General features: G+C 67.8%; 23 protein-coding genes and 1 pseudogene. 13 read left to right on the top strand and 11 right to left on the bottom strand.

The window, feature by feature from the left end; all coding sequences use genetic code 11:
• Positions 1-6: 6 nt before the first annotated feature.
• Positions 7-1,077 carry a DUF748 domain-containing protein gene (locus ACNFIA_RS18880; RefSeq protein WP_416787629.1) on the bottom strand — a complete coding sequence of 357 codons (1,071 nt, stop codon included), beginning with the start codon at positions 1,075-1,077 and terminating at the stop codon, positions 7-9.
• A 163-nt stretch (positions 1,078-1,240) separates the two neighbouring features.
• On the opposite strand from ACNFIA_RS18880, the gene ACNFIA_RS18885 reads away from it, so the two are divergent.
• From ACNFIA_RS18885 to ACNFIA_RS18900, 4 genes are all read left to right on the top strand, one after another.
• Positions 1,241-1,495 carry a hypothetical protein gene (locus tag ACNFIA_RS18885; protein ID WP_416787631.1) on the top strand — a complete coding sequence of 85 codons (255 nt, stop codon included), beginning with the start codon at positions 1,241-1,243 and terminating at the stop codon, positions 1,493-1,495.
• Between the two features lie 708 nt (positions 1,496-2,203).
• Complete coding sequence (locus tag ACNFIA_RS18890; RefSeq protein WP_416787633.1) at positions 2,204-3,346, top strand: efflux RND transporter periplasmic adaptor subunit; 1,143 nt, start codon at positions 2,204-2,206, stop codon at positions 3,344-3,346.
• Positions 3,343-4,416 (top strand): efflux RND transporter periplasmic adaptor subunit, encoded by a 1,074-nt coding sequence (locus ACNFIA_RS18895; RefSeq protein WP_416787635.1) that lies wholly within the window; start codon positions 3,343-3,345, stop codon positions 4,414-4,416. Before ACNFIA_RS18890 ends, ACNFIA_RS18895 begins: the two co-directional genes overlap by 4 nt.
• Positions 4,413-7,469 (top strand): efflux RND transporter permease subunit, encoded by a 3,057-nt coding sequence (locus ACNFIA_RS18900; protein ID WP_416787637.1) that lies wholly within the window; start codon positions 4,413-4,415, stop codon positions 7,467-7,469. Before ACNFIA_RS18895 ends, ACNFIA_RS18900 begins: the two co-directional genes overlap by 4 nt.
• 28 nt (positions 7,470-7,497) lie before the next feature.
• Here the strand turns inward: ACNFIA_RS18900 and ACNFIA_RS18905 are convergent, their stop codons facing one another.
• The 4 genes and pseudogenes from ACNFIA_RS18905 to ACNFIA_RS18920 all read right to left on the bottom strand — a co-directional run.
• Positions 7,498-7,728, bottom strand: coding sequence for a hypothetical protein (locus ACNFIA_RS18905; protein WP_416787640.1), 231 nt, complete (start codon positions 7,726-7,728; stop codon positions 7,498-7,500).
• A 32-nt stretch (positions 7,729-7,760) separates the two neighbouring features.
• A complete protein-coding gene (locus tag ACNFIA_RS18910; RefSeq protein WP_259754895.1) occupies positions 7,761-8,012 on the bottom strand; it encodes a hypothetical protein in 252 nt (83 codons plus the stop codon).
• A 57-nt stretch (positions 8,013-8,069) separates the two neighbouring features.
• Positions 8,070-8,441, bottom strand: coding sequence for a hypothetical protein (locus tag ACNFIA_RS18915; protein WP_416787643.1), 372 nt, complete (start codon positions 8,439-8,441; stop codon positions 8,070-8,072).
• 118 nt (positions 8,442-8,559) lie between these two features.
• Positions 8,560-8,709: pseudogene (locus ACNFIA_RS18920) on the bottom strand (general stress protein); the annotation flags it as partial.
• Positions 8,710-9,032: 323 nt separating this feature from the next.
• Between ACNFIA_RS18920 and ACNFIA_RS18925 the strand changes: the two are divergent.
• Together ACNFIA_RS18925 and ACNFIA_RS18930 are read left to right on the top strand one after the other, a co-directional pair.
• Positions 9,033-9,410, top strand: a complete 378-nt coding sequence (locus ACNFIA_RS18925) for a DUF3509 domain-containing protein (protein ID WP_259754892.1) — start codon at positions 9,033-9,035, stop codon at positions 9,408-9,410.
• Positions 9,411-9,513: 103 nt separating this feature from the next.
• The gene (locus ACNFIA_RS18930; RefSeq protein WP_259754891.1) at positions 9,514-9,687 is read left to right on the top strand and encodes a general stress protein; all 174 of its coding nucleotides are present in this window, start codon (positions 9,514-9,516) and stop codon (positions 9,685-9,687) included.
• A 63-nt stretch (positions 9,688-9,750) separates the two neighbouring features.
• Here ACNFIA_RS18930 and ACNFIA_RS18935 read toward each other — a convergent pair whose 3' ends face one another.
• From ACNFIA_RS18935 to ACNFIA_RS18945, 3 genes are all read right to left on the bottom strand, one after another.
• Positions 9,751-10,221 carry a hemerythrin domain-containing protein gene (locus ACNFIA_RS18935; RefSeq protein WP_259754890.1) on the bottom strand — a complete coding sequence of 157 codons (471 nt, stop codon included), beginning with the start codon at positions 10,219-10,221 and terminating at the stop codon, positions 9,751-9,753.
• Between the two features lie 103 nt (positions 10,222-10,324).
• The gene (locus ACNFIA_RS18940; protein WP_259754889.1) at positions 10,325-10,843 is read right to left on the bottom strand and encodes a CinA family protein; all 519 of its coding nucleotides are present in this window, start codon (positions 10,841-10,843) and stop codon (positions 10,325-10,327) included.
• A 2-nt stretch (positions 10,844-10,845) separates the two neighbouring features.
• Positions 10,846-11,238, bottom strand: coding sequence for a response regulator (locus tag ACNFIA_RS18945; RefSeq protein WP_259754887.1), 393 nt, complete (start codon positions 11,236-11,238; stop codon positions 10,846-10,848).
• A gap of 236 nt (positions 11,239-11,474) precedes the next feature.
• Between ACNFIA_RS18945 and ACNFIA_RS18950 the strand changes: the two genes are divergently transcribed.
• The 4 genes from ACNFIA_RS18950 to ACNFIA_RS18965 all read left to right on the top strand — a co-directional run bounded on the left by ACNFIA_RS18950 (position 11,475) and on the right by ACNFIA_RS18965 (position 14,416).
• Positions 11,475-11,996 (top strand): hypothetical protein, encoded by a 522-nt coding sequence (locus tag ACNFIA_RS18950; protein WP_259754886.1) that lies wholly within the window; start codon positions 11,475-11,477, stop codon positions 11,994-11,996.
• Positions 11,997-12,007: 11 nt separating this feature from the next.
• Entirely contained in the window at positions 12,008-12,454 is a 447-nt protein-coding gene (locus ACNFIA_RS18955) for a DUF421 domain-containing protein (protein ID WP_416787650.1), read from the top strand.
• Between the two features lie 132 nt (positions 12,455-12,586).
• On the top strand, positions 12,587-13,105 hold the full coding sequence (locus ACNFIA_RS18960; RefSeq protein WP_259754884.1) for a hypothetical protein: 519 nt from the start codon (positions 12,587-12,589) through the stop codon (positions 13,103-13,105).
• A gap of 144 nt (positions 13,106-13,249) precedes the next feature.
• Entirely contained in the window at positions 13,250-14,416 is a 1,167-nt protein-coding gene (locus ACNFIA_RS18965; RefSeq protein ID WP_259754883.1) for a zinc-dependent alcohol dehydrogenase, read from the top strand.
• Between the two features lie 40 nt (positions 14,417-14,456).
• On the opposite strand, the gene ACNFIA_RS18970 is transcribed toward ACNFIA_RS18965, so the two are convergent.
• Complete coding sequence (locus ACNFIA_RS18970; protein WP_416787653.1) at positions 14,457-14,642, bottom strand: hypothetical protein; 186 nt, start codon at positions 14,640-14,642, stop codon at positions 14,457-14,459.
• Between the two features lie 57 nt (positions 14,643-14,699).
• Positions 14,700-14,876 carry a hypothetical protein gene (locus tag ACNFIA_RS18975; RefSeq protein ID WP_259754881.1) on the bottom strand — a complete coding sequence of 59 codons (177 nt, stop codon included), beginning with the start codon at positions 14,874-14,876 and terminating at the stop codon, positions 14,700-14,702.
• 152 nt (positions 14,877-15,028) lie between these two features.
• Here ACNFIA_RS18975 and ACNFIA_RS18980 point away from each other — a divergent pair, with 152 nt between their 5' ends.
• Positions 15,029-16,102: a flavodoxin family protein gene (locus tag ACNFIA_RS18980; protein WP_416787656.1), complete on the top strand. Its 1,074-nt coding sequence runs from the start codon at positions 15,029-15,031 to the stop codon at positions 16,100-16,102.
• Between the two features lie 3 nt (positions 16,103-16,105).
• Here the strand turns inward: ACNFIA_RS18980 and ACNFIA_RS18985 are convergent, their stop codons facing one another.
• Positions 16,106-16,351 (bottom strand): hypothetical protein, encoded by a 246-nt coding sequence (locus tag ACNFIA_RS18985; protein ID WP_259754879.1) that lies wholly within the window; start codon positions 16,349-16,351, stop codon positions 16,106-16,108.
• Positions 16,352-16,506: 155 nt separating this feature from the next.
• Between ACNFIA_RS18985 and ACNFIA_RS18990 the strand changes: the two genes are divergently transcribed.
• Positions 16,507-17,577 carry a M42 family peptidase gene (locus tag ACNFIA_RS18990; RefSeq protein WP_416787659.1) on the top strand — a complete coding sequence of 357 codons (1,071 nt, stop codon included), beginning with the start codon at positions 16,507-16,509 and terminating at the stop codon, positions 17,575-17,577.
• A gap of 189 nt (positions 17,578-17,766) precedes the next feature.
• On the top strand, positions 17,767-18,021 hold the full coding sequence (locus ACNFIA_RS18995) for a DUF1652 domain-containing protein (protein WP_259754877.1): 255 nt from the start codon (positions 17,767-17,769) through the stop codon (positions 18,019-18,021).
• Position 18,022 lies beyond the last annotated feature (1 nt).

Raw genomic sequence — 18,022 nt, forward strand, 5'->3', positions numbered from 1 at the left:
CGCGGCTCAGTCCTCGGGTGCGGAACGCTCGTAACGGGCGTTGAACGCCTGGACGAAGGCATTGCGCAGGATGCCGAGGAAGGCCTGGAAGGCGCTGATGTCCTGGCGATGGATATTGCCGCTGAGGTCCACGCGGGTGGCGAACTGGTCCCGGGGCTGGTTCTTCAGGACCGTTTCGCCGCCGCCGACCAGCGCCTCCCAGATGGAGCGGAACAGGCTCTTGTCCTTCTCTTCCACGTCCTGCTGCCAGTTGAACACGTCCACGTCGCGCAGCAGCGGCTTGATGTAGCCGCTCAGACGGCCCTTCTGCGCCTTCGCCTCGATCACCAGGGTGCCGCGGCCGCGGTTGAAGTCGAACTTGCCGTAGGCCGAGGCGAAGTCGTTCACCCGGCGCAGCTCCACATCGCTGGCGCGCAGGCGCAACTGGAAGTCCTCGAAGTCGGTAAAGGGGTCGAAGCTGGCCTTCACTTCCAGCGGCGCCTGGTCGAACAGCCGGGCACGCCCTTCGAAGCGCGCAACCCGTTCGCCGTTTTCGTCGGCCACGTTGGTCAGGTTGTACAGGCTGGCGTTCACCGCGCTGGCGGACAGGTGTACCGGCGGGCTGGACTGATAGTTGTGGAAGCGGATGAGGCCGTCGTCGATGCGCAGCTCATCCAGGGTGATCGGCAGCAGCTTTTCCAGCTGCTCGTGCCAGTTGGTGCCGGCGCCGCTCTGGGAGGCCTGGCGGCTGCCACCGTCGACGAAGTTCAGCTCCGGCCGCAGGAACGCCACCCGCGCCACCACACTATGCTTGTGCCAGAGCGCATGCCAGCTCACGGCGAGGTCGATCACCGGGGCGTCCAGCAGCGGCACCGGCACCTTGCCGCTGACCTTGACGATCTTCAGCCCGTTGATCCGGTAGGCGCCGCGCCACAGAGCGAGGTCCACGTCGGTGATCTGCCCGTGGTACTCGCCCATGCGATCGAGCTTGCCGTTGAGGTAGTCGCGGATCACATAGGGCAACGCGATATGCACGACCAGCAGCACCAGCAGTATCGCCAGGATGGTCGCCGTGGGCACGCTGTAGCGTCGTTTCATCCCTGCCTCCGAAGGTTCTCTGGCTGTGGACTGGCGGGGCGCCACGGGAGTTCAGGGGAAACGCCGAGCGCATCGGTGCGACAACGCTGCGGCGGCAAATGATATTCAAATGCCATCATTTTGTGCTTTAGTCAGGCCCTGGCATCACATCCACGGAGGTCACGTGGCCCCGCTTTTCAGCAAAGGCACCTACGAGCTGTTCACCCCTGGCGGCGTCGGCCGGCGCATCGGCGTGCTGCACAATGGCCGGGTCGAATTGCTCAGCAGCCCGGATCGCTTTCGCGTCTATGCCAACCACCTGTTCATCGAACTCAACGGCCAGGACCTGGGCGAATGCATCGGCGAGATCGACGCCCGCGGCCATGCCCAATGGCTGGACGGCCGCGCCCTGTTCCGCCTGGTGAGTGTCCCTTCCTGACGTGCCCCGCTGTGCCAGGCCAACCCTGGCGCCCCGCGTTGCCTGGATGAATCCGCCCCCCTGTAGGAGCGGGCCACGCCCGCGACCCGCCCCGGCATCACCTCCCGGCACTGACCGAGCCGATGGATTTCGCGGACAGCGTCCGCTCTGACCTGAAACATCGAGCCGCGGCCAGCCCTCTCCCCCCGCCCTCTCCCTGAAGGGAGAGGGAGCCATCCGAGCCAGCTGACGCCACAGTTTCAGCCGGAACCGACCAATTCCCTCTCAGGGAGAGGGCTAGGGAGAGGGAAATACCGGCACGGACTTTCAGAAGAAGACAGTTGCTCCAACGACACAACAATCGACGGAGCAGACCTGTAGGAGCGGGCCACGCCCGCGATGGCGCCCGGCAGACGCTCCTGTCAATCAGCGGCCCATGTGGGTGTCAGCCGGTGAAATCCCCTTCCGCCGCGCGGGATTTCGCGGGCATGGCCCGCTCCTACAACATGCAGAGCCGCTCCCTTCAGGGAGGAAATCCCACACACGGAGCATCCGTTGCCCCTCCACAGGAGCGAGCAACCGCAAGCGCTAGAACCGCCGCGTTCGCAGCAGATCGCCCCCGAATCACCCTCGCCTGCCCCACATTGAGTTGAACGTTCCCGCCGTCGCCCTACTCACAGTTCGTATCGCTGCGCTTGCCCGCGCGCGATCTGCACCAGGGGGAAATGGATGACGACGAGAACGCCGGGGCTGGCTTTCTTTCTGATGGCGCTCACGCTGGCCGGTTGCGGCCAGGACAAGCCGGCCGAGCACCTGCCGCGCGTCCTGGTACGCGAGGTGAGCACCCGCGACTACGCCGCGCGCCCCAGCGTGGTGGGCGATATCCAGGCGCGGGTCGAAGCACAGCAGGCCTTCCGCGTCGGCGGCAAGATCGTCGAACGCCGCGCTGACGTGGGCGATGCCGTGAAGGCCGGCCAGGTGCTGGCCCGCCTCGACCCGCAGGACCTGCGCACCCAGGTGGAGAACGCCCGCGCCGCAGTGGCTGCCGAACAGGCGCGGTTGCGCCTGGCCCAGGTGGGCTTCCAGCGTCAGGAAAAGCTGCTGCCCAAGGGCTACACCAGCCGCAGCGAATACGACCGCGCCCAGGCCGAACTGCGCGCCGCGCAGAGTTCGCTGGCGGCGGCTCGTGCGCAGTTGGCGTCGGCCAACGACCAGCTCTCCTACACCGAACTCAAGGCGTCGGCCGATGGCGTGATCACCCAGCGCAGCGGCGAGGTCGGCCAGGTGGTGCAGGCGACCATGCCGATCTTCACCCTCGCCCGCGACGGCGAGCGCGACGCGGTGTTCAACGTCTACGAATCGCTGTTCCAGGACCCGCAGGCCGACCAGCCGGTGGCCGTGTACCTGCTGTCCGACCCGAAGGTAAAGGTCACCGGCCGCGTGCGCGAAGTCACCCCGACCGTGGATGCGCGCAGCGGCACGCTGAAGGTCAAGGTCGGCCTCGACCCGGTGCCCGCCGCCATGGGCCTGGGCGCGGTGGTGGGCGCCGAGCTGCCGCAGACACCCCAGCCCCGCGTGGTGCTGCCCTGGTCCGCCCTGTTCAAGCAAGGCAAGTCGCCCGCCGTGTGGGTGCTGGACGATCAGGATCGCGCGCAGCTTGCGCCCGTCGGCCAGGTCAGCTTCGCCCGCGAGCAGGTCATGATCGGCGAAGGGCTGCACGCCGGGCAGCGGGTGATCGTGGCGGGCGGCCAACTGCTGCATCCGAACCAGAAAGTCGAGGTCGCCCGGCCGGAAGAAGCCGCCGAGCCGGTGGACGGCAGCGCCCAGGCCGAGCCTCGCACCCAGGCTCGACGGGCGGAGGTGCGCCCATGAAGCGCGCGCTGCTCGTCGTGCTGGCCATCACCCTCGCCGCCTGTTCGAAGGAACCGGAGGCACCGCCGCCGCGACCGGTGCTCTATGTCACCGTGAAGGCCGACGAAGTGCGCCAGGTCGGCCGCTTCGCCGGCAGCATCCAGGCGCGCTACGAGACCACCCTCGGCTTTCGCACCAACGGCCGCATCGCCGCGCGCAACCAGGACGTCGGCGACCGCGTGGAGAAAGGCACGCTGCTCGCCACCCTCGATCCCACCGACCAGCAGAACACCCTGCTCAGCGCCCAGGGCGACGCCTCCCGCGCCGAGGCCGAGTGGCTTGACGCCCAGGCCGACGAACGCCGGCAAAGCGAACTGCTCGCCCGAGGCGTGGGCGCCCAGGCCAATCTCGACCGCGCCCGCACGCGGCTGAAAACCAGCCGCGCCACCCTCGACCAGGCGCGCTCCGCCACCGACCGCGCCAAAGACCAGTTGGGCTACACCCAGCTGCGCAGCGACTTCGCCGGCGTCATCACCCAGTGGCACGCGGAGGCCGGGCAGGTGGTGCAGGCCGGCCAGGAGGTGGTGACGCTGGTGCGCCCGGAGGTGAAGGAAGCGGTGGTCGACCTGCCGGACGAACTGGTGCAGCGCCTACCCGCTGACGCGCGCTTCGAGGTCAGCGCCCAGCTCGCCCCAGAGGACCGCACCACCGGCACGGTGCGCGAACTGGCGCCCCAGGCCGACGCCGCCACCCGCACCCGGCGCTTGCGCCTGAGCCTGGCCGATGCGCCGCCCAGCTTCCACCTCGGCACCACGGTCAGCGTGCTGCTCACCAGCCAGGTGGCGCCGCGCAGCCGCCTGCCGGCCACCGCCCTGATCGGCGATACCGCCGCCACCGGAGCCGCCCGCGTGTGGGTCATCGACCCGCAGAGTCGCCAGGTGCATCGCCGCGAGATCCAGGTGCTGCGCAATCGCGACGGCCAGGTGATCGTCGGCGGCGGCCTGGCTGACGGTGAGCGGGTGGTCAGCGCCGGCGTGAACAGTCTTGAGGAGGGCCAGGTGGTCCGGATCGACGAGGGGACGCAACCGTGAGTGAACAGGGCAAGCCAAACAGCGGGTTCAACCTGTCCGAATGGGCGCTGCGGCACCAGTCCTTCGTCTGGTACCTGATGGCCGTGTCGCTGCTGATGGGGGTGTTCTCCTACTTCAACCTCGGCCGCGAGGAAGACCCGTCCTTCACCATCAAGACCATGGTGATCCAGGCGCGCTGGCCGGGCGCCACGGTGGACGACACGCTGCTGCAGGTCACCGACCGCATCGAGAAGAAGCTGGAGGAACTGGACAGCCTCGACTACGTGAAAAGCTACACCCGGCCCGGCGAGGCGACCGTCTACGTCTACCTGAAGGACACCACCAGCGGCAAGGCGATCCCGGACATCTGGTACCAGGTGCGCAAGAAGATCACCGACATCAAGGGCGACTTCCCCCAGGGCCTGCAAGGGCCGGCGTTCAATGACGAGTTCGGTGACGTGTTCGGCAGCGTCTATGCCTTCACCGCCGACGGCCTGAGCTTCCGCCAGCTGCGCGACTACGTGGAAAAGGCGCGGCTGGACATCCGCAGCGTGGAGAACCTGGGCAAGGTCGAGCTGATCGGCGCCCAGGACGAAGTCATCTACCTGAACTTCTCCACCCGCAAGCTGGCGGCCCTGGGCATCGACCAGCGCCAGGTGCTGGAGAGCCTGCAGCAGCAGAACGCGGTAACGCCCTCGGGCGTGGTCGAGGCCGGCCCCGAGCGCATCTCGGTGCGCACCAGCAGCGAGTTCCGCTCCGAGGCGGACCTGGCGGCGGTCAACCTGCGGGTCAACGACCGCTTCTACCGTCTCTCCGACCTGGCGGACATCCAGCGCACCTACGTCGACCCGCCCAGCACCCAGTTCCGCTACAACGGCCAGCCGGCCATCGGCCTCGCCGTGGCCATGCGCAAGGGCGGCAACATCCAGCAGTTCGGCGAAGCGCTGCGCCAGCGCATGGAGCAGATCACCAGCGAGCTGCCGGTGGGCGTCGGCGTGCACACGGTGTCGAACCAGGCCGAGGTGGTGGAGAAAGCCGTCGGCGGTTTCACCAGCGCGCTGTTCGAGGCCATCGTCATCGTGCTGGTGGTCAGCTTCATCAGCCTCGGCGTGCGCGCCGGCCTGGTGGTCGCCTGCTCGATCCCGCTGGTGCTGGCGATGGTCTTCGTGTTCATGGAATACACCGACATCACCATGCAGCGCATTTCCCTCGGCGCGCTGATCATCGCCCTGGGCCTGCTGGTGGACGACGCCATGATCACCGTGGAGATGATGGTCACCCGCCTGGAGCTGGGCGACTCGCTGCACGAGGCGGCGACCTTCGCCTACACCTCCACCGCCTTCCCGATGCTCACCGGCACCCTGGTGACCATCGCCGGCTTCGTGCCCATCGGCCTCAACGCCAGCTCGGCCGGCGAATACACCTTCACCCTGTTCGCGGTGATCGCCGTGGCGCTGATCCTCTCCTGGATCGTCGCCGTGCTGTTCGCCCCGGTGATCGCCCTGCACGTACTGCCCAAGACGCTCAAGCGGCACGAGGAGAAGCAGAGCCGGCTGTTCGACTTCTTCGATACCTGGCTGCAGCGCGCCATGCGCCGCAACGTGCTGACCATCGTCTTCACCGTGGCGCTGCTGGGCGTCTCGCTGTACCTGCTGCAGTACGTCCAGCAGCAGTTCTTCCCCTCCTCCGACCGCCCCGAGCTGCTGGTGGACCTCAACCTGCCGCAGAACAGCAGCATCGACGAAACCCGCCGGGTGATGGACAAGGTCGAAGCGCAGCTCAAGGACGACGAGGACGTCGCCCGCTGGAGTTCCTACATCGGCCAGGGCGCCATCCGCTTCTACCTGCCGCTGGACCAGCAACTGCAGAACCCCTTCTACGGCCAGCTGGTGATCGTCGCCAAGGACCTGGAAGCCCGCGAGCGCCTCGCCGGCCGCCTCCGGGAGCACCTGCGCCGCGACTTCGTCGGCATCAGCACCTACGTGCAGCCGCTGGAGATGGGCCCGCCGGTGGGCCGGCCGATCCAGTACCGCATCAGCGGTCCGGACGTGGACAAGGTGCGCGACTACGCCATGCAGCTGGCCGGGGTGCTGGACGGCAACGCGCACATCGGCGAGATCATCTACGACTGGAACGAGCCGGGTAAGGTGCTGCGCATCGAGATCGCCCAGGACAAGCTGCGCCAGCTGGGGCTGGGCTCCGAAGACGTGGCGCAGATGCTCAACAGCGTGGTGACCGGCACCACCGTGACCCAGGTGCGCGACAACATCTTCCTGATCAACGTGGTCGGCCGCTCGGAACGCGCCGAGCGCAGCTCGCCGGAAACCCTCGAGAACCTGCAGATGGTCAATGCCAGCGGCACCTCGATTCCGCTGAAAGCCTTCGCCCGCGTCGGCTACGAGCTGGAGCAGCCGCTGGTGTGGCGGCGCGACCGCAAGCCGACCATCACCCTCAAGGCAAGCATCACCGACGACATCCAGCCGCCGGACCTGGTCAAGGTGCTGAAACCCGAGATCGAGAAATTCGCCAGCCAGCTGCCGCCCAACTACAAGCTCGCCACCGGAGGCACGGTGGAGGAAAGCGGCAAGGCCCAGGGGCCGATCGGCCAGGTGGTGCCGCTGATGCTGTTCCTCATGGCGACCTTCCTGATGATTCAGCTGCAGAGCGTGCAGAAGACCCTGCTGGTGGCCAGCGTGGCGCCGCTGGGGCTGATCGGCGTGGTCGCCGCCCTGCTGCCCACCGGCACGCCGATGGGCTTCGTGGCGATCCTCGGCATCCTCGCGCTGATCGGCATCATCATCCGCAATTCGGTGATCCTGGTGACCCAGATCGACGCCTTCGAGGCCGAGGGCCGCTCGCCGTGGAAGGCGGTGATCGAGGCGACCCACCACCGCACCCGGCCGATCCTGCTCACTGCCGCGGCGGCCAGCCTGGGGATGATCCCCATCGCGCGGGAGGTCTTCTGGGGGCCGATGGCCTTCGCCATGATCGGCGGGATCGTCGCCGCGACCCTGCTGACGCTGTTCTTCCTGCCGGCGCTGTACGTCACCTGGTACCGCATCCGCGAGGACTGAGCGGCGCCGATGCCTCAGCGGCGGCGCGTCACTTTTCCGCGATGCCGCTGAGAGTCACGCCGTAACGGCGCAGCAGTTCGCCGCTGGCGGCATCGCCGTGCTGGTCGCGCGCGGCGCCGTACTCGCCCGCCGGCAGGTGCTGCCGGGCCCACTCCAGCAGGAAGGTCGTCGCCTCCTCGATGGTGGGCCGCGTGGTGTGGCTCATGTCCAGGGTGCTGGTGTTGTTGTCCTTCTGGTAGCTGATTACCCATTCGGTCATCGGTCTCTCCTTTGGCTGCGGCGGGCACACACTCAGAAGCGCGGCTGCCGGTGCATCCCGGCGCGCACCAGGGCGAATTCGTCGCTCAGCGTCTGGCTGAGCAGGTGGATGGCGCGCTCGTCGGCGACGCGTTCCAGGCTGATGCCGCGCAGGGTGAATTGCGTGCCGCGGGTGACGCGGCTGTCGAACTGCAGGGTGATGAACCCCTGCGCCGCGGACGTGGCGCGGCATGCGTAGCTGGGAATGAAGTTCTCGAACAGCCCGGCGATCTGCATCATGTTCATCTGCGTGTTCCTCGTGGTGTGGGTGGGGCCTTCACTGGCGCGCCGGCGCTGCGGCCGCTAGGGCTCGGTGCTGCCGGGATCGCTGGAAGGGTCGCTGGCACCACCGGGGTGGGAATGCTCCGGGGAGTCATCCCGCTGCTGGCGGTTGTTGCTGTCGCCATTGTCCGGGCGGACCTTCCTGCCATCCTCGGTGCGCACGTCGCCGTGCGGGTCGCGGTGGGTCTTCAGGTTCTGCGGGTTGGCGCTGCCGGAGGATTGGCCGCGCGGCATGTCCTGGGTGGGTTCGTTGCTCTTGGGGTGCGGCGACTCGGCCAGGGCCAGGTTGGCCGATAGCAGCCCGAGACTGGCGGCCACCCCCAGCACCTGCATGGCCGCGACCAGGCGCTTGGGCCGGGCAGCGCCCGGCCTGCACAGTATTCGATGGGTCATGGGCATTCTCCCGTTCTGCGAGCGCGGCCCCCCGGGGTGGTCGGGCGCGTGGCTCCCGCCAGGCGCAAGCCCGGCGGGAGCACGGTCCTGGCAGTCATGGACTGCTCACCGAGCTGGCTCAGCTGCGACCGCCGCCATGGCTGTGCTGGCCGCCCTTGCGCCCGGCTTCAGAGGCTTTTTCGCGGTCATTGGCGAAGTTGCCGCCGCTGTTCTGGCCGCCCTTCTTCCCTGCTTCGCTGGCCTTCTCCTTGTCGTTGGCGAAGTTGCCGGGGTTCTTGTTGGTAGTCATGGTGATTACCTCGCTAGGCAGTTGATGACGATGCAAGGTCGAGAAATCGATGCCTTACACCGGGTCTGAAAAATGGCTGCCCTCGACGTTCAACTTGTTTCGCCGCCAACGATGAATGGAGCCCGCAAACCCGCGTGCTAGCCGCTTCGCTTAGCATTTCGCCAGTAGCAGAATGCACGGTCAGAACGGCCCTTCGCGTGCATTTTTCAAACGCCTCGAACGACAGATCAATGACTTAGCGCGCATTTGCGCTGGCCCGCCGGTTGCTCCCTTAAAAGGTACCAACAAGGAGGACCCCGCCCATGCCACGCGACTTCGAGACCACCCGTGAACTGATCTGCCAGTCCCTGCCCGAGTACGCGATCAGCTTCTCCCAGCGCCCGGACAAGGCCCTGCTCTGTTCCTTCCGCAACCAGGCCGGCGAGCATCTGTTCGACCGCGTCATTACCCGTCAGGACCTGCAGCACCAGCAGTTGCTGGACGACCTGATCGGCCGCATCAAGCGCGACCTGATCCTCGAGTGCGGCCCGCTGCCGGAAGAACAGGTGGACGTGTTCACCAAGCGCATCCCGCTGCCGACCTTCCAGCCCGGCCACGGCAAGCATCGCCAGCGCAAGATCGTGGTCGCTGGCGACCGCCTGCGCCGCCTGGCCGGCGTGCGCCAGGAACTGCGCGCCTGACGCGTCGTTCCCCGGCGCCTTTTTCGTCGCCACGCCTGGCGGGGCGACGGACTCCAGGGCGGGCCCCGTGCCCGCCAACCCATCCCGTAGCAGGAGAACCACCATGGCCGAACACCGAGGCGGAAAAGGCAACTTCGCCGAAGACCCCCAACGCGCAGCCGAAGCCGGCAAGAAAGGCGGCAGCAACAGCGGCGGCAATTTCAGGAACGATCCGCAACGCGCGTCCGAAGCCGGACGCAAGGGCGGGCAACGCAGCCGCAGCGCCAACCAGGACTGAACGGCGCCCGTAAAAAAAGCGAAGCCAGGTCACCCTGGCTTCGCTTTTTTCTGCCCGCTGCAATCAGGCCGCGCGCGTATCCCACTGCGCCTTGATGTCCTTCTTCAGCTGCGCCATGGCGGCGCCCAGGCGCTCCAGGGTCGGATGGTCCAGCAGCTCTTCGGCGCGCGGGAACATCTCCTGCTCCTCTTCCTCGATGTGGTGCTCCAGCAGTTCCTTGAGCACCTTGACCCGGCCGGCGAATTCGACGCTGTCCGGCTTGGTCTTCTTCAGGTCCGGCAGGACCAGCGCGTCCACGGTGCGGTGCTCTTCCTTGGCTTCGTAGTACATCTGCGCGTCGTCCTTCTCGCCGGCCTGCTTGAGCGCCGGGTAGAAAATCTCCTCCTCGATGGACGTGTGCTGGGTCAGCTCCAGCTCGATGCGGCGCAACAGTTCGGTCCGCTTCTTCACCGCGCGCTCGGTGGTTTCGCTCAACTCGCCGAGCAGCTTCTTCACCAGCTCGTGGTCGTTCTTCAGCAGTTCGATGGCATTCATCGCAAGTCTCCTCTCAGGTCACGCTTGTTGTCATGGATCAGGCTGTCAGGCCGGGCTTTCACAGTGCAGCGACGGCGGCGCCGTCTTCGTCATCGCGGGCGCGTCAGCGGCGTTCGCCGGCCAGCGCCCTGCGATGAAATTCGGGGATCAGTTCCAGGGCATGGCGCACGGTCTGGTGACGCATCCACGCGGCGTCTCCGGTGAAGTGCACGCGCCGGGTGAACAGCGCCAGGCCATCGGGCATGCGATAGCCCCAGGCCAGGCAGACGGTGCCGGGCGGGATGCCGTCCTTGCCCTTCTCGTCCAGCAGGCCGGTCACCGCCAGCACGGCGGTGGCCGGCTCGTAGCGCAGCGCCGCCTCGGCCATCGCCCGCGCCACCTCCACGCTGGTGAGGTTGAAGTCCTCCAGCCACATGGCCTCCACGCCGAGCAGCTCGCGCTTGGCGGTGGGCGAATAGACCACCAGGCCGCCCTCCATCACCTGCCCGCTGCCGGGAATGGCGGAGAGCAGCGCGGCGATGTGCCCGCCCGTGCAGGACTCGGCGGTGAGCAGGCGCAGGCGCTGGCGCTCCAGGTAATCCACGACCCGTTGGGCCGCTTCACGCAGGTCGGCTTCGAACATGATCAGCACTCCAGCCAGGGCGTGACGGCTGGCGAGCGCAGGGTGAACTCGATGGCCCGCTCCAGTTCGTCCAGGCGAATAGGTTTGAGTAACGCCGGGTACGGCGCGCTGTCGTCCAGCACGCGCGGCTTGGAGGAAGACAGGCCGAGCACGCGCATGCGCGGGCGCACCGGCAGGCAGGCTTCCACCAACATGGCGGCGCTATGCGGGCCGGCGAGCTGTTCATCGAGCAGGAACAGGTCGATCACCACGGCGGAGTTCAAATGGTCCAGCGCCGCCTCCAGGGACGAGGCGCTGAGCACCGCATGGCCTTGCTCCAGCAGGTAGTGCTCCAGGCGCTGCAGGTCAGCGGCCTGTTCTTCGAGGATGAGGATCGAGGCGTCGCGCAGGTTCATCACGGTCTCCCTTGGTCAGGGAGGAAGCGAGCAACTTTCGCGCCCGTTGCGGCCAATCGGTGCAAGCCGCGCCGCAGACGGCCCGGCGCGAAACCGGCGGCGCCGCGCAGGCTGCATTGCGCACGATGGGCAGCGGCGAAGGCTGCAAATCGCCCGAGCGCAACGGCAGGAAAAATCCTCGGCACCAATGGCCCAGCGCAGCGGTCGCAAGGAATAACCCAGCGAGGACCGCGAGCATGGCCAGACCACCGGGCAGCGACACCGACGACGACTTCAGCGCACGGGAATACCCCATCCCTGAACGCATCGAGGGCCAGCGTCGCGCCTGGCGGCTGGAACGGGCGTCGCTATTCGTCCTGCTGGCGATCCTGCTGCTGGCCCTGGCGGGCCTGTTCTCGAGCGGGCCGCTGAGCAGCGCGCGCCTGGCCGGCCCCGCCGGCAAACTCAGCGTGGAGTACGAACGCTTCGAACGCCTGGGCGCCAGCAGCCGCCTGCACATCACCCTGCGCGGCGGCGCCGGCGAGGCGGCGCGCCTGCACATTGCCGGCGACCTGCTCGCCAGCCACGACGTGCAGAGCCTGCAGCCGGCACTGCCGGGGCGCAGCTGGCACGGCGGGCTGGAGCTGACCGGGCAGCTGGACGAGCGCGGCGAACTGCACCTCTACCTGGCCTTGCTGGCCACCCGGGCCGGGGTGCTCGCGCACCGCCTGGAGTATGCCGGCGAAACGCTGGAGTTCCGCCAACTGGTCTATCCCTGAGGAGCCTGCCGATGGATTCCGTCCTGCGCGCGGTCAGCATCTACCTGTTCCTGGTGATCCTCTTCCGCCTGGTGGGCAAGCGCGCCCTGGCGGATGTCAGCACCTTCGACCTGCTGTTGCTGATGATCATCAGCGAGGCGACCCAGCAGGCCATGCTCGGCGACGACTTCTCCACCACCAATGCGCTGCTGGCGATCATCACGCTGGTGGTGATGGACGTGCTGTTCTCGCTGATGAAGCTGCGTTTCCCGCGCGTGGACCGGGTGCTCGAAGGCTCGCCGACGCTGATCGTCGAATACGGCCGGCCGTTGAAGAAGCGCCTGGCCGAAGCGCGGCTGCGCGAGGAGGACATCCTGCTGGAGGCGCGGCAGTCCCAGGGGCTGGAGCGTATGGAGCAGATCCGCTTCGCCGTGCTGGAGAAGAACGGCAAGATTTCCATCATCCCCGAGCCCGAGTGAGCGCCACCGGGCAGGAAATCTGAACAGCCGCCCTGCCCGCCTTTCCCACCTACAGGCGCCCGCCCGCCTGCCCCGCCGCGAGCGGCCCCGTCCGCTCGGCCACTCTTCTCGCGCCAGAAGGAAACCACTACCGTGTCACGGCTGATCACCTCGCCGCAGGACCCTCCCGATACCGAGAACACCCATCTGTTCGGCACGCCCAAGGAGCGCCTGGATTTCTACCGGCGCGAAATCCACCACGAAATCGGCCTGCTCTCCAGCCGCACCAACGCCTACCTCACCGCGCAATCCTTCCTGGTCATCGCCTACGCCTCGTCGATGTCCAACCTCAACCCGGCCTGGGGCGAGGTGTTCACCCTGGTGATCCCCGCCGTGCTGGCCCTGCTCGGGCTGGTCAACTCGCTGCATGCCTGGCCGGGCATCCGCGCCTCCTCGGAGATCATCCACCACTGGCACTTCAAGCAGACCCAGTTGCTGCGCAGCGACCCGAGCATGGGCCGCGCCTACGACGAGTCGCCACTGTTCAGCGAGCGCGAGTCGGACCGCGCCAGTTTCGACAAGTCGCTGCTGTTCTCCCGCCGCACGCCGTTCCTGTTTTCCGCGTTCTGGGGCGTGCTCGGGCTGTTCTCGCTATGGGTGCAACTGAGCTAGCGCGTGACCGCCGGGAAAGAAATCTGAACAGCCGTGCCACCCCTCTTTCACAACTGCACGAGCCGGCCTCCCGGTCGACCGCCCGGCGCACCCGCGCCCCATCCGGCACGCGCCTTGCGCCTGCCCCTGCGACAGGAGACTGTCATGCGAGCACTGACCTACCACGGTAGCCACAACGTCAGCGTCGACAACGTTCCCGACCCGGTCCTCCACGAGGCCGACGACATCATCCTCAAGGTCACCGCCACCGCGATCTGCGGCTCCGACCTGCACCTGTACCGCGGCAAGATCCCGCAGGTGGAAAGCGGCGATATCCTCGGCCACGAGTTCATGGGCGTGGTCGAGGAAGTGGGCAGCGGCGTCACCGCCGTCCGCCCCGGCGACCGCGTGGTGATTCCCTTCGTGGTCGCCTGCGGGCAATGCTTCTTCTGCCAGATGAACCTGCACGCGGCCTGCGAGACCACCAACGACGGACGCGGCGCGATCCTCAACAAGAAGCAGATTCCCCCAGGCGCCGCGCTGTTCGGCTACAGCCACCTGTACGGCGGCATACCCGGCGGCCAGGCCGAGTACGTGCGCGTGCCCAAGGCCAATGCCGGCCCCTTCGTGGTGCCCGACGCGCTGGAGGATGAACGCGTGCTGTTCCTCACCGACATCCTGCCCACGGGCTACCAGGCGGTACTCAACGCCGGTGTCGGGCCGGGCAGCAGCGTGGCCATATACGGCGCCGGACCGGTGGGGCTGATGTCCGCGGCCTGCGCGCGGATGCTCGGCGCCGAGCAGATCTTCATGGTCGATCACCACGCCTACCGCCTGCACTTCGCCGAGCAGACCTACGGCGTCATCCCGATCAACTTCGATCAGGACGACGACCCCGCGGCCACCATCATCTCCAAAACCGCCGGCCAGCGTGGCGTCGACGCGGTGATCGATGCGGTGGGGTTCGAAGCCAAGGGCAGCACCACCGAGACGGTGCTCACCGCCATCAAGGTGGAGACCAGCAGCGGCAAGGCGCTGCGCCAGTGCATCGCCGCCGTGCGGCGCGGCGGCACGGTCAGCGTGCCGGGCGTCTACGCCGGCTTCATCCACGGCTTCCTGTTCGGCGACGCCTTCGACAAGGGGCTCACCTTCAAGATGGGCCAGACCCACGTCCACCCGCTGCTGCCGGAGCTGCTGGAAGCCATCGGCGAGGGTCGCCTGCGGCCGGACGAGATCATCACCCACCGCCTGACGCTGGAGCAGGCGGCGCACGGCTACGACATCTTCAATCGCAAGCAGGAGGATTGCCGCAAGGTGGTCCTGCGGCCTTAGCAGGACAACGGCCCGGCGCAAGGCCGGGCCGTTGGTGGTATCAGCCGGGGCGGTTCTCCTCGCCGATGCCGGCGATGTCCGGGTCGCTGGGCGAGACTCCCGGTTCGTCCTGCGGCGGCTGGTCGGCGCGGTCGCCGCCCTGGCGTTCCCATTCCGGATGCAGTTCGCCGGGGATGTTCTGCCGGCCACCCTCGGTGCCCGTGCGCGGTTCGTCTTGCGGGTTCATGTCGGTTCTCCTTCGTTCGGGCCATGCGTGCGCCCGGCACAGCCGGGCAGCGCCGCGTCAGGGCCGTTGGATCTCGATGTCGGTGATGTCCGCCGGGTTCGCCTCGGCATGCCGGGACTGCACGTAGAAGCGCGCCTGGTCCGGCGTCAGCGAGCCGGAAAAGCTGTTCACCTCGATGCTGTAGGGCTGGTCGTGCAGGCGGTAGTTGACGGTGAAGGTGCGGGTTTCGCTCATGGGTGGTCCTCCGTGCGGGCTGTGATCGGAGGACTGGCGCCCCGGTGCAAGGTTCAGCTTGCTGGCTCGGCGGCAACCGCTCGTGCCATCCAGCGGAACCCGGCCGGCGCAAACGCCTCGCAAGCACATGCCCGCGAAACCGAGGAAGCGCCATGAACCTTCGTCCCCGCCACGGCGAAGCGCCAGAAAAGATCGATCGCCAGACCTTCTCCCGGCGTTTTCGCGAGCGCTTCACCGACCCGGCCTTCCGCGCCGAGGATGCCGCCCTGGAACGCATCGAGGCCATCGCCTGGGAGGCCTACCAGGACAGTCGCAAGGCCCCGCTCACGCGCAAGGCGGGCCCCGGCTACGCCGACCCGGACTACGACCTGGCGCTGGACTGGCTCGAGGCCCACCAGGCGATACGCGCCGCCGAGCGGCAACGACTGTCGCGCACCCGGCCCGGCCGCGCTCTGGTGGTCACCGGCTCGGCGCGCAACGACGGCAGTTGCCCCGGCGAGCTGTCCAAGAGCTGGCGCCTGGCAAGGCTGGCCGAGGTGGAACTGGCGATTGCCGGCATCGAGGTCGACCTGCTCGACCTCAGCTTGCTGACCTCCGAGTACGGCCAGCGCATCTTCCCGTGCAAGGCCTGCGTCTCCACCGCCATGCCGCTGTGCCACTGGCCATGCAGCTGCTACCCGAACCACTCGCTGGACCAGGTGGGCGACGTGATGAATGCGCTGTATCCGCGCTGGGTCGCCGCCGACGGCGTGCTGCTGATCACCCCGGTGTACTGGTACCAGTCGCCCAGCCCGCTGAAACTGATGATCGACCGCCTGGTCTGCGCCGACGGCGGCAATCCCGATCCGACCAGCACCCACGGCAAGGACGCCGCCCGCGCCAAGCAGCTGGAGCTGGACGGCTGGGACTACCCCAAGCACCTGGCGGGACGCGCCTACGGCGTGGTAGTGCACGGCGACGTGGCAGGCATCGAGTCGGTACGCCACGCGCTCTGTGACTGGCTGGACTGGATGGGCCTGGTGGATGCCGGGCACAAGGCCCGCCTGGAGCGCTACATCGGCTACTACCGGCCCTACGCCACCAGCCACGGGGAACTCGACGCAGACCAGGACCTGCAGGAAGAACTGCGCAACGTGGCGCGAGCGCTGGCGGTCGCCGTGCGCGACCTGCGCGCGGACAGCCTGTCGCGCCCCGATGCGCGGCTGCGCGACCCTCGCCCCAAGTAGCGCTCACCGCTCGGGGTCGGCCGCCTCGAAGGACACCTCCTCGACGTTGTGCGCCTCCACGCTGCTACGAATGGCGTGGTAGAGCTTCTGGAAACCCTGCAGGTCGTTGATCGGGATGTGCAGGTAGCGCGCCACGTGGCACCACGCGCGGGCCTCGCTCATCGCATCGTCGGCGACCTCGAACTCGAATGCCTGGCCGTCCCGATCAAAGCGCACGCGGTAACGCTTGGCCAACGACTGATCGCCCATGGAGCCTCCGATTCATGCCTGTGCTTGAGCACTGACTGGCGCAGCCCGCAGCGGGTTCCGGGAAATTGCCCGGCGCCGGCTCGCCTGGCTGAACCGCGGAACCACCGGCGGCCGCGGCCGGTCGTCCAGTCATACCCCACACAGGAGCGCCCACCATGGAATCGACCCCGCCCACCCAGACCGGCAGCGGCAACCGCCTGCTCGACGAACTGCTGCTCGCCCGCGGCCCCGGTGGCCAGGAGGACGAAGTACGGGCCGTCTGCCACCGGGAGCTGGTCAAATCCTGCGACCGCGTCTGGACCGACGCGGCAGGCAACCTCATCGTCCTGCTGGACGCGGGCAAGCCCCAGGGGCCGGCGGTGAAGATCATGGCGCACCTGGACGAGATCGCCATGATCGTCAAGCGCGTGGAAAGCGACGGCGCCCTGCGCGTGGTGGCGCTCGGCGGGGCCAACCCGGTGAACTTCGGCGTGTGCCCGGTGGACATTCTCGCCGAAGGCCAGGCTTTGCCCGGCGTGCTGTCCTTCGGCTCGATGCACATCACCAGCGAGTCGCCCCAGGGCAAGGACGTGCAGACGGGCGCGGTGACCTGGCAGGACGTGCATGTGGTCACCCGGCTCAGCGCGGAACGCCTCAAGGCCGCCGGCGTGCGCCCCGGCACCCGCGTGGTGCTGTCGCGCCACTGGCGCCAGCCGTGGCGGGTGGGCGATGCCATTGCGGCGCACTTTCTCGATGATCGCGCGCCACTGGCCGCGTGCATCGAGGCGGCGGCGCTGACCGCCGTGCGCCGCGAGGAACTGGACGCGAACGTCTACTTCGTCTTCACCACCATGGAGGAAGAATCCAACTCCGGAGCGATGTACGCCGCGCGCGCGCTGCCCGGCGAGGTGACCATCGCCGTCGAGGTGGCTCCGGTGATGCCCGAGTACGCCACGCAACTGAGCGTCGACCCGATCATCAGCACCGGCGACCAGAAGGCCTATTACACCCGCGCGGTGGCCGAGCAACTCAACCGCGCCGGCGTGCGCTGCGGCTACCAGCCGCAATTCGCCCTGCTGCTGGATTTCGCCTCCGACGCCAGCGCCGTGCTCGCCAGCGGCGTCTGCCCGCAAAGCGGCTGCCTGGCGATTCCCACGGAAAACACCCACGGCTACGAGATGGTGCTGGCGGACGGCATCAGCGCCTGCGCGCGCACGCTGTCGCAGTACCTGGTGGATTTCAGCTGACCGTTGCGCCTGTATCCCGGCTCGCATGCAGGATGCAATGCAACGCCGCGCTCATCTTGCAGATTCCCGCGGCCGGCGACGGTGCAATGGCCCTTCGCGGGCGGCACCGTCCTGGCCTGCGCTTTGCTGCCTAGAAGGTTTCCACGCACACCTGCCCATCCACCAACGCCGACAAACAAGGGGGCAATCATGCAGGAGTTCATGCTGGCAAAGGACGTACTGGAGGCGTGTTTCGCCCACCTGCAGTGTGAATGCCGGCTGGAGGGCGACACCACGCTGTCGGTGCGCCTGGTCAACAGCCACACCGGGGAGCTTCTGCTGTGCGCCGCGCGGATCCAGCCCGAACACTGGGCCAGCGTCAGCGCGGTGGCCTCACTCGCGCTGACGCTGCGTCGGGCCCTGGCGCTCACCGATTCCGGCGCCGGGCTCGACCTCCCTCACTGAC

The organism is Pseudomonas sp. NY15437, from assembly GCF_048068435.1.
Lineage (GTDB): Bacteria > Pseudomonadota > Gammaproteobacteria > Pseudomonadales > Pseudomonadaceae > Pseudomonas > Pseudomonas nitroreducens_B.

Bases quoted from the DNA above. Each gene is read 5' to 3' on its own strand.
- ACNFIA_RS18990 (WP_416787659.1), top strand. From the start codon at position 16,507: ATGGAATCGACCCCGCCCACCCAGACCGGCAGCGGCAACCGCCTGCTC.
- ACNFIA_RS18995 (WP_259754877.1), top strand. From the start codon at position 17,767: ATGCAGGAGTTCATGCTGGCAAAGGACGTACTGGAGGCGTGTTTCGCC.
- ACNFIA_RS18950 (WP_259754886.1), top strand. From the start codon at position 11,475: ATGGCCAGACCACCGGGCAGCGACACCGACGACGACTTCAGCGCACGG.
- ACNFIA_RS18895 (WP_416787635.1), top strand. From the start codon at position 3,343: ATGAAGCGCGCGCTGCTCGTCGTGCTGGCCATCACCCTCGCCGCCTGT.
- ACNFIA_RS18955 (WP_416787650.1), top strand. From the start codon at position 12,008: ATGGATTCCGTCCTGCGCGCGGTCAGCATCTACCTGTTCCTGGTGATC.
- ACNFIA_RS18935 (WP_259754890.1), bottom strand. From the start codon at position 10,221: ATGAATGCCATCGAACTGCTGAAGAACGACCACGAGCTGGTGAAGAAG.
- ACNFIA_RS18910 (WP_259754895.1), bottom strand. From the start codon at position 8,012: ATGAACATGATGCAGATCGCCGGGCTGTTCGAGAACTTCATTCCCAGC.
- ACNFIA_RS18940 (WP_259754889.1), bottom strand. From the start codon at position 10,843: ATGTTCGAAGCCGACCTGCGTGAAGCGGCCCAACGGGTCGTGGATTAC.
- ACNFIA_RS18985 (WP_259754879.1), bottom strand. From the start codon at position 16,351: ATGGGCGATCAGTCGTTGGCCAAGCGTTACCGCGTGCGCTTTGATCGG.
- ACNFIA_RS18880 (WP_416787629.1), bottom strand. From the start codon at position 1,077: ATGAAACGACGCTACAGCGTGCCCACGGCGACCATCCTGGCGATACTG.
- ACNFIA_RS18965 (WP_259754883.1), top strand. From the start codon at position 13,250: ATGCGAGCACTGACCTACCACGGTAGCCACAACGTCAGCGTCGACAAC.
- ACNFIA_RS18975 (WP_259754881.1), bottom strand. From the start codon at position 14,876: ATGAGCGAAACCCGCACCTTCACCGTCAACTACCGCCTGCACGACCAG.
- ACNFIA_RS18945 (WP_259754887.1), bottom strand. From the start codon at position 11,238: ATGAACCTGCGCGACGCCTCGATCCTCATCCTCGAAGAACAGGCCGCT.
- ACNFIA_RS18890 (WP_416787633.1), top strand. From the start codon at position 2,204: ATGACGACGAGAACGCCGGGGCTGGCTTTCTTTCTGATGGCGCTCACG.
- ACNFIA_RS18915 (WP_416787643.1), bottom strand. From the start codon at position 8,441: ATGACCCATCGAATACTGTGCAGGCCGGGCGCTGCCCGGCCCAAGCGC.
- ACNFIA_RS18980 (WP_416787656.1), top strand. From the start codon at position 15,029: ATGAACCTTCGTCCCCGCCACGGCGAAGCGCCAGAAAAGATCGATCGC.
- ACNFIA_RS18905 (WP_416787640.1), bottom strand. From the start codon at position 7,728: ATGACCGAATGGGTAATCAGCTACCAGAAGGACAACAACACCAGCACC.
- ACNFIA_RS18970 (WP_416787653.1), bottom strand. From the start codon at position 14,642: ATGAACCCGCAAGACGAACCGCGCACGGGCACCGAGGGTGGCCGGCAG.
- ACNFIA_RS18930 (WP_259754891.1), top strand. From the start codon at position 9,514: ATGGCCGAACACCGAGGCGGAAAAGGCAACTTCGCCGAAGACCCCCAA.
- ACNFIA_RS18925 (WP_259754892.1), top strand. From the start codon at position 9,033: ATGCCACGCGACTTCGAGACCACCCGTGAACTGATCTGCCAGTCCCTG.